This window comes from Streptococcus sp. CCH8-C6 (assembly GCF_001557225.1).
GTDB classification, from domain to species: domain Bacteria; phylum Bacillota; class Bacilli; order Lactobacillales; family Streptococcaceae; genus Streptococcus; species Streptococcus sanguinis_C.
In genome coordinates this window covers 1-15,948 of sequence record NZ_LSJN01000018.1, presented here as the reverse complement: position 1 = coordinate 15,948, position 15,948 = coordinate 1, and the positions used below count along the sequence as shown (strand labels likewise).

Here is a 15,948-nt window from a genome sequence, read left to right as displayed (position 1 = left end):
GTCTGAGTAACTTCCTAAACAGATACTAGATGGATTGAATCATAAAGAAAATCATGAGCACAATCAAGGCAAGGCTTGCTAAAAGAACGAGGATTTTCTTTGCGAGGTGGGTTTCCCAGTAGCCTGACTTGCCGATTGATGTATTGGTGTCTCTGTAAAATTGCTGGTTTTCTCTGGGAAGAAGACTAACCAGCAAAATCAAGACAAGGGCTGCTACAATGGTAAGTGTAATCAATATTGTTTGCATTTTATTTCCTCAAGGCTCCAATCAATGTAAAAATCAAGCCAATCAAGATCATCAAGCCCAAGGCGATGACAAAAGCCTTGTTGAGATTTTCTCCCAAGCTGGCCTTCTCTTTCTTAGGCTTGCCATGCTTGAGCTCATCTAACCGCCCCTCAATATCCTTATGAAATAAATCTTTTTTAGCCATGCTGACCTCCTAATAAGCTTTGGAGAGTCTCCTGATAAAGACTGACGGGTACATCATTGGCATGTCGGCCTTGAGCTTGCAAGGCTGACCGCATCTGCTCAACACCAGATAAGGCTTCTTCCAAAGTTGATGCCAGTTGAGCTGGCTGGCTGCTGTCAAAAATATGCTCTCGGGCAATGTAGTGCCTGTCATGCAGGGTCTGCTCAAAGCCTAGAATCAAGAGATTGTTCTCAAAAGCCTTGCGCACTGCCTGCAGGACCTGACCGCCGTGATTGATATCCAGATAAATGTCTGATTCCAAGTAGAGCTGCTCAATCTGCTTGAGACTGGCATTTTGATAAAGGACAACGTTCTTATAAAACAGCATAGACAAGAGCTTAGGTGACATTTCCGTAAGGGCAGCAATGCGAAAGACTAGCTGCGGCAGGGACTGAACCAAGGTCTCTAAGCCTTCAATCTGATCCGAATGGGTCAGGATTAAGGCATCTTTTCGTAGGTAGTTATCCCGCTTGAAATCATAATGATAGCCCAGATGCAGGAACTTCTGCTGCTGGTCAGCTGCAGCCAGACTCATGGCCTTTTCATAAGTCGCTAAGTCTGGAATGACAATAGTCTGTGCCCGCAGCTGACTATTTTCCAGAATCAGCTGCATATTGCCAGGAAGCTCTTCATACAGAGGCTCCTGCCAAAAGAGAATATCCTGGCCAGCTCGGCCTGTCAAGCTGTGGGAAACTAGGAAAGAATAAGCCAGCGAATTAAAGAGAATGTGATCCAAGTCAAAGTCTAGCCGCTCTAAAAAGAAACGGATAAAATCCACTCGGCTTTTAAAAATCCGCAAGGGCTCTTGGTCCAGGGTCAGGATAATGTCACCGGTGGCGTGATTTTCCACGATACGCTCCTGACCATCAGTGCTGTAATAGGTTGTGTTGAAAGCCTCCTGGCCTGATTTATAGGCTTTTTTGGCAAAGCAACGGCCTTGCTTATTATAACGCTCACTCAGTCGCAGCTGGCCTTTTTTATCCAGCCAATCCACCTGCTTGACCAGCCGGCCCCTGGCCTGACTGGCATAATGAATCCGTGCTCTTTCTTCCCCCATGTCACTGACACGTGCCGACTGATGGTCTCCTGTGATTTCCCAGAAAGGGGGCACTGGCACTTGATTGAAAAAGAGCGGGTGGTCTACTCCCTCTTCATCTCCCAAAAAATAAGTATAGGGGGAGATCATGTCGTCCGGCAGAAAGCCATTGGCCTCAATGACAATGGTCGGACAGTCATAGCCAGCTGCAAGGAGGGAATCATGCAGATCCTGGGTTTCCTGATTATAATAATCAAAGAGCTGAATCATCTCTGTCCTCCTTTAAAAGCTGGGACCAAGCCGCTTCAACCCGGCTGGTCAAATAATTCTCGGCCGCTTGATAAGAGTGTTGGCTCATCTCCTGCTGGCGCCCTTGACTAAAGAGAGCTACTATTTTCTCCACAAAAGCAGCAATAATCTGATCCTCGACCTGATTGGAACTGACCGGCAGCAGATAGCCATTTTTACCATCATCGATAAAAGTCTGATTGCCATAGCGGACATCAAATCCGATGAGGGGCAGACCGGAGCCAACTGCTTCCATAAGAGTCAAACCAAAGCCTTCGCTGGTTGAAGCCGTCAGATAAAGCTCATAGCCTGCATAAATCTGACTTAAATCTGAATGCCCTTTGAGTCGAATGTAGTCCTGAGCTCCTGCTTCCTCAATCCTGCGGCGCAGCTTCTCCTCTTCGCCCCCCTTACCGTAAATATCCAGAGTCAGCTCAGGCAGCTGGGCATGGGCTTGGACAGTAGCTGCCACTAGCCAATCGATATGCTTTTCCGTAGCAAGACGCGAAGCCGTGATCATGGAGTAAGGCTTGCGAGGCTCTTTGGGATAAGTCAGCTGGTCCAGACTCCCCACCGGTATGGTGACAATCTTAGGCTGCTTGTTCGAGTAATGCTGGAACTGCTGCTCTAGAATCGTTTTCTGAGCCTCTGTTGCCACGATGAAAAAGTCCACCTTGTCAGCATTAGTAAACTGGTAGTCATAGAAATTGTTCCAGAGAATGTAGTCATCGCTGCTGGCATTTTCACTGAAATGCTCGGCATGGACCACTACTCCCAGCTTAGCCTTCTGGCTCTCCTCAAAGACAACCTGACCAATTCCTGTCTCCCTATCCAAGATAACCACATCATCTGACTGCAGCTGCAAACATTGGAGAAAATAGCGGATCAGCTCAGACTTGGAATAAAAAATCCGATCTGGAAAGCGATAGAGCTCTTCCTGACCATCCTCTATCAGCATGTCATAAGCCACACTGCCGTCTTCATGGTAAAAACGGCGCTGGTAGAGGGTTGCAGCGTCATTATGGGGTGCAAAGTACTCGCTGGCATAGCGGACATAGGAGAAATAATCCTTGCGAATCAATCTCCCCCGCGAGACATACTCCACATGCTCCACAAAGTCCTGATCTTCATGTCGCAGATAGCAAGTGATAAAATGATCATCCTGCGGATAGAAATAGCGGACAATCTTGCCCTCTCTCTCCGAGCGTTCCGGCTGACCTGCGACTTGAGCCAGCACCTGATCCAGCGTCACCGTCGTCGGTGCAATCTTGATATCAGTAAAGTAATTATAAAGCCAGATAACTTCCTCATCCAGAAAACCAATATTTTCCGTCAGATGCTGGATATTATCCGCTAAAATCATATCCATAAAGATAAACTTAGCCGGCTGCTGGATCCTGCGCAGAAGCTGAGCTCGATAAGCTTGGGCATACTCTACACCGCTGCTGGCCCAGCCGATGCCTAAGTTGATGTTATATACTGTCATATTCTCCTCGTCTTACGGGAAGTACATGATGACTTCTCCTTTAGGGTTGAGTGCCAATTCACTCATCAAAAGATTCTTGACAATCTGCTGTTTCATGCGCTCCTTCATATATTCAAATCCATCGTAAGCCTCTTGGTAGTATTCTACCAGAGGATTTTTCATAGAGAAATGCTGACCGCTCAAGGCTGTCTTGAGCTGCTGCAGATAGTCCACCTGCTCGACCCAGTTCTCATCAATAGCCTTGAGAACAGAGACCCGCTGAAAATGGGTAAAGAGCTTATCAGACTTGAGATAGGCTTTCTTTGCCTGCAATTCCTGCTCGGCAATATCCTGCAAGAGCTCTGTAATTTTCTCCGGCGAATAAATATCGAAATCATAAGGAATACGCTCAGCATGATAGCTGAAATGGTCTAAAATAAAGCGATAGAGGTCAGCTCGCGTCTCATAGGACTGCTCATAGGCCGCCTGATGAATGACCTGACTGAGGACACGGCTGATTTCTTCATCAATCCGCTCTTCAGCTTGAATCAGACGATTGCGCTCAGCATAGGTAATCTCCCGCTGAATCTTCATACACTGGGCATATTCCAGCGTCATCCGACGGGACATCTTGGCACTGCTTTCGCTGGCTCTCTGGGCCTTAGCTACTAAGCGTCTAAAGCGGCGCTGTCCCAGCTGGACTGGATGCTGCTGAACTTCTTCAGTTGAGTAGTCCTTGTAGAACTTCTTGAGCCAATCTGGCCCCCACTTCCTGAGCAGATCATCCTCTAGCGAGATGAAAAACTTACTAATCCCCGGATCACCTTGGCGGCCTGAACGGCCACGAATCTGTAGGTCAATCCGTTGGTTCTCCATCCGCTCAGTACCAATCACCACAAGACCACCCAAATCTGCGACACCCGGTCCCAGCTTTATATCCGTACCGCGGCCGGCCATGGATGTAGCCACCGTCACCGCACCTTTCTGTCCAGACTCAGCGATGATTTGCGCCTCACGCGCCGCATTGTTGGCATTGAGCAGATTGTGGGCGATTCCTTCTCTCAGCAGTAGGGATGAGTAAATCTCTGACATCTCCACTGAGCCGGTGAAAATCAAGAGCGGATTGCCTTGGGCATGGTAGTGCTTGACCTCGTCCAATGAAGCAAAGACTTTTTCTGGCAGGGTCTGATAAAGCTGGTCTGGCAAATCCTGTCGAATCACTGGCTGGTTGGTCGGGATCTTGATGACAGACATGGAGTAAGTTTCCATAAACTCGCTCTCCGCCACCTTGCCGGTCCCAGTCATACCAGAGATTTTCCGGAAGAGCCGGAAGAGATTCTGATAAGTGATGGATGCCATGGCACGCGTTTCCTCCGTCAGCTTGACATGCTCCTTGGCCTCAATGGCCTGGTGCTGGCCTCCCTGAAGCCGGGTCATTTCCAGTAGACGGCCCGTTGAACGGTCTAAAAGTACGACTTCAGCTTCTTTGTCACCCTGGTGGACAACATAGTCCTTGTCCTTCTTGTAGAGCTTGTGGGCCCGCAGAGCTAGATTGAGGTGGCGGACCAACTCTTGATTTTCCTTGGAGAAAAGATGCTCCAAATCAAGAAAAGACTCCGCCGCTAAAATACCTTTCGACGTCAGCCAGACTTCATTCTTCTCATCATCGTAGTGATAATCCTCGTCTTCTTTCAAAGTCGTAATGAAGGTATCCATGATACTATAGAAGTTTGACTGAACCCGAGGAGCACCAGAGATAACCAAAGGCACCTGAGCGCTATCCAAGAGAATGGAGTCAATCTCGTCTATGATGACATAGTTGAAAGGGCTAAGGTATTGGCTATCCTTATTCTCTGCTAGATTTTCAATCAGATAGTCAAAGCCCAAGGCACTATTGGTCGTATAGACAATATCCGCCTGGTAAATCAGCCGCTTCTGCTTGGGCGTCAAATTTCCAGACCCATCAGCTACCACTGCAGCCTCAATAGTCAGCCCCAGAAAACGATAGACCTGCCCCATTTCCTGAGCGTCCCGCAGAGCCAGATAGGTATTGGTGGTCACCAGCATAGCTCCTTGACCAGATAAGGCATTAAGATAGAGCGGCATGGTAGCCGTCAGAGTCTTGCCCTCCCCTGTAGCCATCTCAGCGACATTGCCCTCATGGAGAACAATCGCTCCCATGACCTGAACATCGTAGGGGAACATACCCAGCACCCGCTTGTCCGCTTCCCGCACCACAGCATAAGCCTCCGGCAGCAGGTCGTCTAAAGTCTCACCTGCGGTCAGTCTCTCCTTAAATTCCTGTGTTTTCTTTCGCAGATCAGCGTCTGACAAGCCAGCCATTTCTGACTCAAAGCTCTTGACTTTGGCTAAGATTTTCTTTAAGCGCTGAATTTGAAAATGATTTTTAATCATCAGACTCCTCTATGATTTGGTCAATGTTTAGGCAATGAAACTCTAAGGACTCAACTCCTGCACTCAGCAGCTGAACCTTATAGCTATAGGCTTCCTTTGGGTAGGTAAAGATCATACTCTCCGAGCGCTCCACTTGATTGCTGATTTCTTTCTCATAACGGTCAAAAAAGATGATTTTCAGAAAGACGCTGGATTCAGGATAGGTGGTCATATCTCTAGACAGGCAATAGCGAGCCCCCTTTTTGAGCAAGGGGAGAGCAGGCACCTGCCGGTCTCGCTGATAGTTCCATTTGGAAGACCATTCATGGATGGTCTGGCCGGAGGCCATCAGTTTATTTTCAAAAAAAATATGTGAAGGGGAATGAATAATAAGGGTAGTGCCATAAAGATAGGTAAAGTCAGTCATTTTACCAGCTGCCGAAACTCCTCTCAGTTCTCCCCAGTATATGCCCTTTCTTTTTTGAATGTTCATTTCTTTCTCCCAAATTCCTTTTCCAATATCATTCGATAATAATTCATAAACCAAGACACAGACACAGCTAAGTCGTCATTATGCCGTCCAGGGACACCTCTGCTAATCAGCTTAGCTTCGGTAAGATGAAGAGCCGCTACCAGGTCCTCATAGGCCGTCGGATCATAGTCTTCTTCCTTCATGTAGGCGATACCAAAAGTCGTCCGGCTGAAATCAGCCTTCTCAAACTTACGCCAGTAGCGGCGATTCAGCTCCTCTACATGCTCCTTGTCTTTGCCACCCGTGTGACGGTGAAGGACATCTAGAGCCGTCGGAAAGACCTTAGGCAGGCGTAAACGACCACGTTGGGCAATAGTCCCTAGATTTCCCAAGGGTTTGGACAAAACGATGGCTCGCGGACGAAACTCCGAACCGTAATAAACCGCACCATAGGTCCCCATTGACATCCCCGACAGGATTAGATCCCGCTCAGTAAAGCCCAGAAAGTCCAAATGCTCTTGGATAATCTTATGAATACTGCTCTCCAGCTCCTGACTGCCCAGATAGAACATACCGCCATCCACGCGCGGATCAGAAAACAAGAGAAAAGGACAGCCCAGACTCCGCATCATTCCGAAGCCCTCGAAGCCTTCCGCCCGACGGTAACCAGAAAAATAAACAGCCAAGGGCGGCTTCAAATCTCCCGGATAAAAGAAGTAATTAATCTCCTGACGGTGGCTGTCGCGGAGAATCTTTCCACCCAGGACATACTTGCCAAACTCATAGCGGGTTAAGCGCTGATGCAGAGCCCCGACCTGAATCCGCCCCTCGCCTCTAGCCTCCAGACTGACACCCAGATAGGAAGTAAAGTCATTGTCCAGAACCATGGATTCCCGCATGTCCTCTTCTGTGAAAATAGTCTCGCGAGCAATATCTGCAGTCGAGCCTTCCTGGATATTATAGAGGCGCAGCCGCAGCTCACAGCTGCCGGACTTTTCATATTCAAGCCAGAGTTCAACTGGATTGAACTTATTGGCAATAATATTGTATTTCCAAGACAGGATTGGCTGAAAGTCCTGACCAAAGTCACCTTCCAGCTCCAGATTTTCATAGCCATTGTAGCAAATCTTGCCCCGAAATCCGGGACTGACCACCATATCAAGCGGGGTCATCTTATCCCCATACTGGCCGGAAAAGAGAGCCTTAGACAGCTTGCGGATGAGATCAGCTCGATCGCTCATATCCGTTGGCTGAGCGCAGTGACGCTTGAGGAAGTACTCAATATCCGCTTCCTGGGTTTCCTGTTCCCGATCATAGAAAACTGTATAAGGGATAATCTTGGCCTCAATCATAAACAAATCTGGAATCCGACGCAGGTCGTCCACCAGAATCGCATCAAACTTGCCAATCTTATCCATCTCCATGACCTTTTTGATAGCTAGATTGGAGTTGGGAAAGAAATAATACCAGGCCATATTGTCTGGAATGGCAAGCTCCTTGCTCCAGTCGCTTGAGCCAATCTGTAAGATTTTCAGCTTATTTTGCATTCTCAGCCTCCTTGAGCCACTGCTCCCACCGGCCAATCAGCTCCAGACCAGTATTATGATGGATTTTTTCAATAGAATAAATCAGGGCCTGGTTCCAATTTTTCAAACCTTCCAAGTAATAGTCTGCAGCAGTCGGAACATCAGAGATAGAATCCAAGATATAGCCATTTTGCAGATGGGTCACATAGTCCGAGCCCACCAGATTGATCTGCGGAATCCCAGCAGAAATCCCAGCAATCTGTGTATAGAGATTGGGCTGCTCACTCAGGTCAATGATTAACCGTGTATCATCCAGCTCCTGAATCAAGCTGAGCTCGTCTGTGATATTTTTAATGGTGAAACGGAGATCCTGCTCCTGATTTTCCAGCAGGGCATTCTCAGCCTGCTCACTGCGGCGGTAATTCTTGACAAATTCATATTGATTCAGATACTCATCAATAATCTCCTGTACCTTGGTCTCCACCTTTTGGATTCCTTCCTGCCAAGCATTGTAAACACCGATAGTCAGCTCCGTATCCGGATGCTTGGCCACATAGTGGAGAACCTTGAAGATGGCATAGTCATTAAGCCCTTCTTCCAGATTAATCTGATAAAAAATCTTGGATTCACGACGGCGTTGGCTCTTGCCCAGCTGCAGACGGGTATCAAAAGGTGACAGGTAATGCACCTTCTGAGCCTGCCCAGGCAGGTAGCGGTGAATAGACTTCTTGAAATCCATACGGTCAGTTAAGACTAAATCCGCCTGCTGCAAATCTGCTTCTAAAGCTGGCCAATCCACTGTATGATTGCGCTCGTAGAAAAAGCTAAGAATGATTTGAACATTCTTGGGCAATAAGCGCAAAATGGCTTGAGTGTATAAGGGATGCGCTGCCAGGACGAACCGGCTGTCCGCTCCTGCATTGCGCTCGATATAGTGGCCCAATTTCTCCAAGATCAAGTCCGGCATCCGCTCATACTCCAGCTTATCAAAGTCCAGTAAGTAAGCAGGATTGACCTCTATCCGACTGTCGTCAGGCTTGAGATGCTCACGAATCCGCCAGTCACCATCCGGCTGCAGGTAGTCCTGATAAAGGGGCTGCCCCTCTTCATAATAGGTGATACTGGAGACAAAGCCCCGATCATCAAAGATATAAAACTTGTCCAGCTGGTCATCCTTGAAAAACTTGATAAAGCTGATAAAGCCTTCTACTCCAAACTCGACATGGGCATAGAGCTGTCCCTGCCTGCGGACCATGATTAGAAAGGGCGTATAGACAAACTCACAGTCTGGTTCCCAGTCCAGATCCTTGATTTGCAGTACTTGCATTTCTTTAGACTGGATTCCCTGAATCTCATCAAAGACCGAGTAATAGTCCGTCTCAAAAATATCCTGCCGATGCAAGAGGTAACGGGCATGCGGCATATAGGCTGGCAAAAGCAGCTGGACTGGCAAATTTTCACTTTGAAAAATCCGAATCTGATGAATCGAGTCATCAAACTCCAATCGCTGCATAGAGCGGTACCAAGGGACAATATCCCGGTGCCAAACCCGATCCCCACTGCCACTCCATGAAGGAATAAAATAATACATAGTTTCTCCTACAACAATGTACGATAACGGTCATTAAGCGTCAAGGCATCCACCTCGTCCTTAATAGAAAAGACCATCCCGATAAAAATCATAAAAATCCCCGGAATCATACTGAGCCGCAGATAGCGAATGTCCAGAAGGACCACCATCATAGGCAGACCAGAAATCAGGATCAGATAGAAAGCACCCACTAGTGCAAAATAGGTCACCAAACCATTGATATAGCGACGGGTTGCTCCTCCCGGATAAACATTTTCAATATACTCTCCACTCTTCTGCATCCGCTCAGCAATCTGGTCGCCACTGATATTGATAAAGGCGAAGGCCAGCGCCAGGATGAAAATGGTCAGCAGATATAGGATAAACCAAGCTGGACTTCCCATAGACAGCGCTTCTATCCACTGATCAATCAGCTGATTGTTCGGCTGGATAAAGTGGATAATCAAAAGGAAATACTGGGGAACGCTGACCAAGGTCATAGCGTACATAATCGGCATCCCACCAGCAGGATTCAGACGAATATCCAGATAAGAGTATTTCTTGAAACGGTTATGGATATTAATCTTATTGACTGGAATTCGGTACTTAGACCGTTCAACTGTAACAGCCAGATAGAGAAAGACTAGACTGAAAACTAGCATCAAGACCAGCCAAAGTGAAGAAATCTTCAGCTCCTGAATAGAGTTCCAAATATCCTGCGGAATGTAGGCAATCATACTGGCCATGACAATCATGATGGAGCCGCCAAGTCCCATGGCAGCATTCAAATCCGTCATCCAGATGAGAAAGTAGGTCCCAGCCATCAAGACCAAGGTATCTAAGACCATAATCGTAGTCATATCCACCCCACCTGCTTCTTGCAGTGGCAAGTTTAGGACCAGTGCCACAGACTGTATCAAGGCAATGACCAAGGTCAGCAGCATCCGCCGCCTTTCCTGCACTTCCAGAGGGAGCTTACTCAAGCCTAGGCGCTTGGACACAGCAAACATCTGCCAGATCAGCATAGAGGACATCCAAGGAGACAGGCCGACAGAAAAGAGCGACATACTGCGCAGATTCCCACCCATCAGAGCTGTCGCATAGTTCAAGGTCGTAGAGGTCCCGTCCATGGCAGCTGCCCTACTCATATCGATGAAGGGCAGGGTCAGCTTGGTTCCCAAGACATAGATAAATAAGAAAAATAAGGTCCATAGAAACTTCTTGATAATGACTGGTTTAAAAAATGACTTCACACTGACTCCTCATGACGATGGCTGGAAAGGCTCTAAGATAAGACTTCCATCACCGCATCTACTAAGACTTTCTTGCTAAAATAACCTTCCTTGAGCAGGAAAGAGAACTTTCTAACCCGCTCGACCATAGCCTGATACTCCTCTTGACTCAGACCTTCTACGATCCGACTGGCCTCTTCCAGACTGTCTACGACAAAGCCCAGACCGCGCTCGCGAATCAGCTCTGCATTGGACAGGTAAGAAGGGACGATGACCGGAATCCCAGCTGCCAGATAAGTGGCAGACTTATGAGAGATATTGAGACCATAGTATTCCGGCTCGTCTGCTGAATTTTCCTCAACCCCCCAGACCAGACCCAGACCACCCTTGGACAGCTCCAAGAGCAACTCTGGCCGGCTGACCCAGCCGCGATAGCTGACATTGGCCTCTGGATTTGACTCTTCCTCAGGCGAAAAAATCTCCAGAGGCGTAGCATAAGACCAATTAATCAGATGTGGAAAACGCTCCACACTTCCGGCAAAATACAGCTTAGGTGCAAACTGAGGCTGGTGCAGGGGCAGATCATAGGGATGATCCCACATGCGCTGGACCAAAATCTTGTCCACAGTCAGCCCCTCTGCTAGAAGTTTGTCCCGCATCTGCTCAGAAGGAACGATGACTACATCTGACTGATTGTACATATCGATATACTCCGGCATCAGATAGTAGTTTGACGGGAACATCAGCGGCGGCACATCATGGATAAAGGTAATCAGCTTAGCCTGCAAAATCTTCAGTTTGCTGATAAAGGCCTGGTCAAACTCCCGGCCATTCCAAGTCGGCGACTGATAGATAACCACATCGCCATAGCCCACACTAGCCATGATACCGTCCAGACGACGACTGAGCTCCGACTGGCTATCGCTGTAAATATCGTAAAAATAAAAACTCAGTTCATTGAAGCCCAGCTGCTTGGCTAGCTTGGTCACATCATTCTGGGCAATCAAGGCCGTACTCTGGCCAGACATACCGTATAGATTGGTAATATTAACTTTCATATTCTTTTTCTAATCTTCATTCCTGAGCCAGATTGGCAATAATCTGACTGTCATAAGCTTGGTCGTCTCTAAACTCAATATCCTGATCAAAGTTGTGCTCAGCCGTATGCTTGTGCGACAGCTTGACCTTGTGGCTAGCTCCCATCTGGAACCATTCATACTCTGAGTCAATATGCCCAATATCCAGCGCTCGATAACCTTCCTGAACCAGATCATAGACCAAGACCTTGGCCGTCGGACCCAGCATGGTCAAAATCAGACGATTATCCGCATGCTCTCGAACAGCCTGCTTAATCGCCTCCAGCTTGCTGTAAGCATTGCGCGAAGGACAGATAATCCGCTTGATGGATTTAGCCCCGTCAAAGAGGTCATTGCCCACACCAGAGCGAGAAGTCAAGCCCTCTACGATCAAGAGGTCCTTGTCCTTCCATAGCTGCTTGAGCTTTGCAAAATAGCCCGCAGACGGTGTCTTATCTTCCAAGTCAATATAAGGACGGGAAATAAAGGTCGATCCATACCAAGGTGCTCGGCAAATATTTTTATATTTCTCAAGAAAATGTGGCAAATGATTTAGACTCCAGAAATTCTGGGCATCGATGGAATAGCGCTCTAGCCCTGTAAAGACATCGGGCAGACAAATCATCAAACGCTCATTGCTTTCCATAGACATCATCTCTCTCAAGCGCGCTGACAGTTCTGGATCGTATTCCTGATAGACGATACTACGGCCCGCAACCAAATCCATCTCCCCATCTCCAAAACGAACCACTGAAGCACCTTTCTCCAAGAGATAATCCAGCGATTGGTCGATAGAGAGTACAGAAATCTGCCGCTCCTCAGGCTCGGCCAATCTTAGCTTCTCAATAGCCTGCACCATGACTTCAGGGTTATCAGCTGGAAAGACTTCCTGCCCCTGCTGGCCATGGACTGTACTATCAAAGGCAAAGACCGGCTTGCCAGCAGACTTAAAGCGGGCAATAATATCCCCGACCTCATCACCAGCATTGATATCCAGCAGCAGCTGAGACTTGGCTTCCAGCGACTCCAAGAGAGCCGGAATGCCCGCTATATCTGAACTGACGCTGACATTAGGATACTGGAGCAGACGCGTGATTGGCTCTGCTACCACTACCGGTGCAGCGATGTAGAAATGACAGACAGGCAGGGCTTGAATCAGATAGTTGATATGCATCAGGTCACAAGAGTAGGTGTAGACCAGGCAGGACAGGCTTGGGCCATCTTCACCTTCCACCATCTTTTGAGTCAGGGCTCCGACTGGCTCCTGCATATCCGACCAATCCAGTCCCTGATAGAACCACCAGACCTCACGATAGATGGACTGGGTATACTCTTTCCAAGGCTTTCGCTCGGTCAGATAGTGAATCACAGGCGGATAGAGACCTTTTTCTGGCTCATAGTCCGAAAAGGTCGTGTGCAGCGTAATGCAGTTATAAGCAAAAGGCAGCTCCATCCAGCGGTTTTCAAAGAGCATATTGAGAATGCTTTGGTCACCAGACGGTACCTTGTCATGCCATTCATTGGTCAGTTCAATCAAACGTTGGCGAATATTTTCTCGCTTCCAAAGGGCATTATTGATTAATAAGAACCCAGCATTAAAGATATGCTGATGAAAATACACTTGCCCACCCAGATCCTTGACCGCAGCAAGTGGTGCATCTCCAAGTTCTGTTTCAAATAAGGAGCTTAAATCCCGCGTTACAACGATATCGCAATCCAAATACAAAGCCTTGTCTTCCTCGACAAAATCCGCTACAAAATAGCGCAGGAAAACAGTATAACTAATATCCGTTTTAAAATTTGACACTAGCGAAGCAGACACTCGAGCATTGACGATTTGGCAGTCTAGCTTGGCCAGCTTTTTCCGCATACTGACAAACCACTCTGTCGGAAAATCACTGTTGATGACATAAAACTTGATAAAGCGATTGTGGCAGACGATGGACTTAATGGTGGTTAAGACCTGCTCACTATAGGCAGCATTAGCCGCCAGCACCACAGCCCGAAAGGCTTGCGGCTTCTCTTTTTTCATCAGACTGCGCAGCTTTCTCACCATCTCCTGAGGGGGCTCATGGGGATAGACCAGTTCTTCGTTTTCATTTTTCTTAGTATTGTCAAAAGCCAGAACTGGCTTGCCAAGTGCCTTGAAACGACTGCTCAGCTGATAGTGCTCGCTTCCATGGTGAATATCCAAATAGACCTGGCACTTATCAATGAGCTCATCCAGCACTGCATGAATAACCTGCGGATAGAGATGGATATTTTCATAGCGATCCAAAGAGCGCAGATAATCTCCCATATCTGTGTAACAGGCTATATAAAAATGAACGCTAGGCAGAGACTGAGCTAAAAACTCAATCTGCTCTAACTCTTGCACATCTGTCAGGAGCATGCAGTTCAGAGCTGCCTTCTCCCAACGGTCCGGCATCTCAAACTCTCCCCGATGATGGGCTGAAATCTCCGCCAAGCTCAAGGCCTGAAAGTCCCACCATAGCTGGCGGTAGCGATAGCTGATCTTCGAATTCCAAGGCTTACGAAAGGTGGTATAGTGGATAATCAGAGGTTCCTGATCCAGCTCAAAATGGCCATTCCAGCCGCTGTAAAAGGCCTCCAAGTCATGACCTACCTGCAGATTGTAAATCTTATCCAAGGGCAGCCAGTCCTGAGCCAGCACATGATTTAAAACCGTCTGATCACCGTTAAAAGCCTCCATATGGCCAGACTGGACCAAGCCCATGATGCGGTCCGTTTCCTTGATAAAGGTTTCCTGCAGCTGCCTTTCTTTCCAAGCTCGATTATCAATTAGCAGAACGCCAGCATTAAAGCCATAATCTCCGGCATCTCCAACCGCAGCCACAAGCTTGCCTTCTAGAGAAATATCAAATAAAGGCTGCAAATCTCTATTGACCACCAGATCGCTATCCAGATAAAGGACTCGCCCCTCAGCAACAAACTGTGGAATAAAATAGCGAGCATAGGTAGCTGAGCTGATATGGTCCTGAGTCAGCCACTCTGGACTGATAGTCACTTGGTCCAAGCTGATATTGACCAATTCACTGTCCAGCTGCTCGGCCAGCTCATTAAAATCACGAAACCATTCGTCACTCAATCCTTGATTGAAAACATAGATTTTTACATTTTTATTGTAATACAAAATCGACTTAATTGTAGTCGAAACTTGCTCCTGATAGGCCTGATCACCAACCAAAACAATCGTTTTCATTTCTTCCCTTACTCTTTCATTTCATAAACTCTAAAACATCATTTCTATACTTGATATTATATAAAATATTACCTTAAAAATCTAGATTAGCTAGTCTTCTCTTATTCAATAAAAAATTTTTTTCTCACAAAATTGTCAAAAAACAGGAAGTTGTCAAAACTTCCTGTTTCAATTTTTTCTCAGTTTATTTTTACTAGTACGGTGTCTAGAATTTTAACAAACACTAGAGAAAATCAAGTTATTTCCTCATATCTTGCTCCATTCAGTACTTCTACAGCTTACCAACTAAGCGAACTTTTAACAGCCTAAATATAAACTAATTAGTTCTACTTGACACTACTTCTCAGAGTCACTTTTCTTTTTACGTTTCTTGAAGCTCAAGCTCAATGCTCCTAAGCCTAAAGCTAGGATGGAAGCTTTGCTCTCCGTTTCCCCTGTCTGAGGTAAAAGACCTCTGGAAATCAGATCCAGCTCAGACTGTCTTTCAGAAGCGGACTGACTTTCTGATGTGCTCTGACTAGCCAACAGACTCGTAGAAAGACTTGCTGATACAGACTGACTATGAAAGACTGAGACACTAGCGCTTAATGATGTCGATTGAGAGTCACTTATAGACGCACTCGCTGAGGCGGACTCGCTAGCACTTACTGACGCGCTAGTAGACGCAGACATGCTAGCGCTGACTGACGAACTTGTCGAGGCAGATTCACTGGCGCTTACGGATGCATTCGTTGAGGCAGATGTGCTGGCTGATACCGACGCACTTGTTAAGGCCGATGTGCTGGCACTCACTGACGCACTTGTCGAAGCGGACTCGCTCGCTGATACAGACGCGCTCGCTGAGGCGGACTCGCTGGCACTTACAGACGCACTTGTCGAAGCGGATTCGCTGGCACTTACAGACGCACTTGTTGAGGCAGATTCACTCGTTGAGGCAGATGTGCTGGCTGATACCGACGAACTTGTTGAGGCGGATGTGCTGGCTGATACCGACGAACTTGTTGAGGCAGATGTACTTGCACTTACTGATGCACTTGTTGAGGCTGATTCACTGGCGCTTACCGACGAACTTGTTGAGGCGGATGTGCTGGCTGATACCGACGCACTTGTCGAGGCTGATTCACTGGCGCTTACAGATGCGCTCGTTGAGGCAGATGTGCTTGCACTCACGGATGCGCTGGTCGAAGCGGATTCGC

12 protein-coding genes are annotated in these 15,948 nt (G+C 47.4%); all 12 read right to left on the bottom strand.

Translation table 11 applies throughout. The annotated features are described in order from the left end of the window. Positions 1-25 precede the first annotated feature (25 nt). Positions 26-247, bottom strand: coding sequence for an accessory secretory protein Asp5 (locus AX677_RS00990; RefSeq protein WP_048774456.1), 222 nt, complete (start codon positions 245-247; stop codon positions 26-28). Between the two features lies 1 nt (position 248). Further along, on the bottom strand, positions 249-431 hold the full coding sequence (asp4, locus tag AX677_RS00985; protein WP_002897858.1) for an accessory secretory system protein Asp4: 183 nt from the start codon (positions 429-431) through the stop codon (positions 249-251). Continuing rightward, on the bottom strand, positions 424-1,776 hold the full coding sequence (gene gtfB / locus AX677_RS00980) for an accessory Sec system glycosylation chaperone GtfB (RefSeq protein WP_060975841.1): 1,353 nt from the start codon (positions 1,774-1,776) through the stop codon (positions 424-426). Before gtfB ends, asp4 begins: the two co-directional genes overlap by 8 nt. Beyond that, complete coding sequence (gene gtfA / locus AX677_RS00975; RefSeq protein WP_060975840.1) at positions 1,760-3,280, bottom strand: accessory Sec system glycosyltransferase GtfA; 1,521 nt, start codon at positions 3,278-3,280, stop codon at positions 1,760-1,762. The genes gtfB and gtfA overlap by 17 nt, the downstream gene beginning before the upstream one ends. A gap of 12 nt (positions 3,281-3,292) precedes the next feature. Then, a complete protein-coding gene (gene secA2 / locus AX677_RS00970; protein WP_060975839.1) occupies positions 3,293-5,674 on the bottom strand; it encodes an accessory Sec system translocase SecA2 in 2,382 nt (793 codons plus the stop codon). After that, positions 5,667-6,146, bottom strand: coding sequence for an accessory Sec system protein Asp3 (gene asp3 / locus AX677_RS00965; protein ID WP_060975838.1), 480 nt, complete (start codon positions 6,144-6,146; stop codon positions 5,667-5,669). Before asp3 ends, secA2 begins: the two co-directional genes overlap by 8 nt. Further along, positions 6,143-7,672 carry an accessory Sec system protein Asp2 gene (asp2, locus tag AX677_RS00960; protein WP_060975837.1) on the bottom strand — a complete coding sequence of 510 codons (1,530 nt, stop codon included), beginning with the start codon at positions 7,670-7,672 and terminating at the stop codon, positions 6,143-6,145. The genes asp3 and asp2 overlap by 4 nt, the downstream gene beginning before the upstream one ends. After that, positions 7,662-9,242 (bottom strand): accessory Sec system protein Asp1, encoded by a 1,581-nt coding sequence (gene asp1 / locus AX677_RS00955; RefSeq protein WP_060975836.1) that lies wholly within the window; start codon positions 9,240-9,242, stop codon positions 7,662-7,664. Before asp1 ends, asp2 begins: the two co-directional genes overlap by 11 nt. Positions 9,243-9,250: 8 nt before the next feature. Continuing rightward, positions 9,251-10,474 (bottom strand): accessory Sec system protein translocase subunit SecY2, encoded by a 1,224-nt coding sequence (gene secY2 / locus AX677_RS00950; RefSeq protein WP_060975835.1) that lies wholly within the window; start codon positions 10,472-10,474, stop codon positions 9,251-9,253. Between the two features lie 32 nt (positions 10,475-10,506). Continuing rightward, positions 10,507-11,511 carry a sugar transferase gene (locus AX677_RS00945; protein ID WP_060975834.1) on the bottom strand — a complete coding sequence of 335 codons (1,005 nt, stop codon included), beginning with the start codon at positions 11,509-11,511 and terminating at the stop codon, positions 10,507-10,509. A gap of 16 nt (positions 11,512-11,527) precedes the next feature. Continuing rightward, on the bottom strand, positions 11,528-14,752 hold the full coding sequence (locus AX677_RS00940) for an SP_1767 family glycosyltransferase (RefSeq protein ID WP_060975833.1): 3,225 nt from the start codon (positions 14,750-14,752) through the stop codon (positions 11,528-11,530). 336 nt (positions 14,753-15,088) lie between these two features. Further along, positions 15,089-15,948 (bottom strand): LPXTG cell wall anchor domain-containing protein (locus tag AX677_RS08900; protein WP_156445971.1); only part of this gene is annotated, 860 nt, incomplete at its 5' end.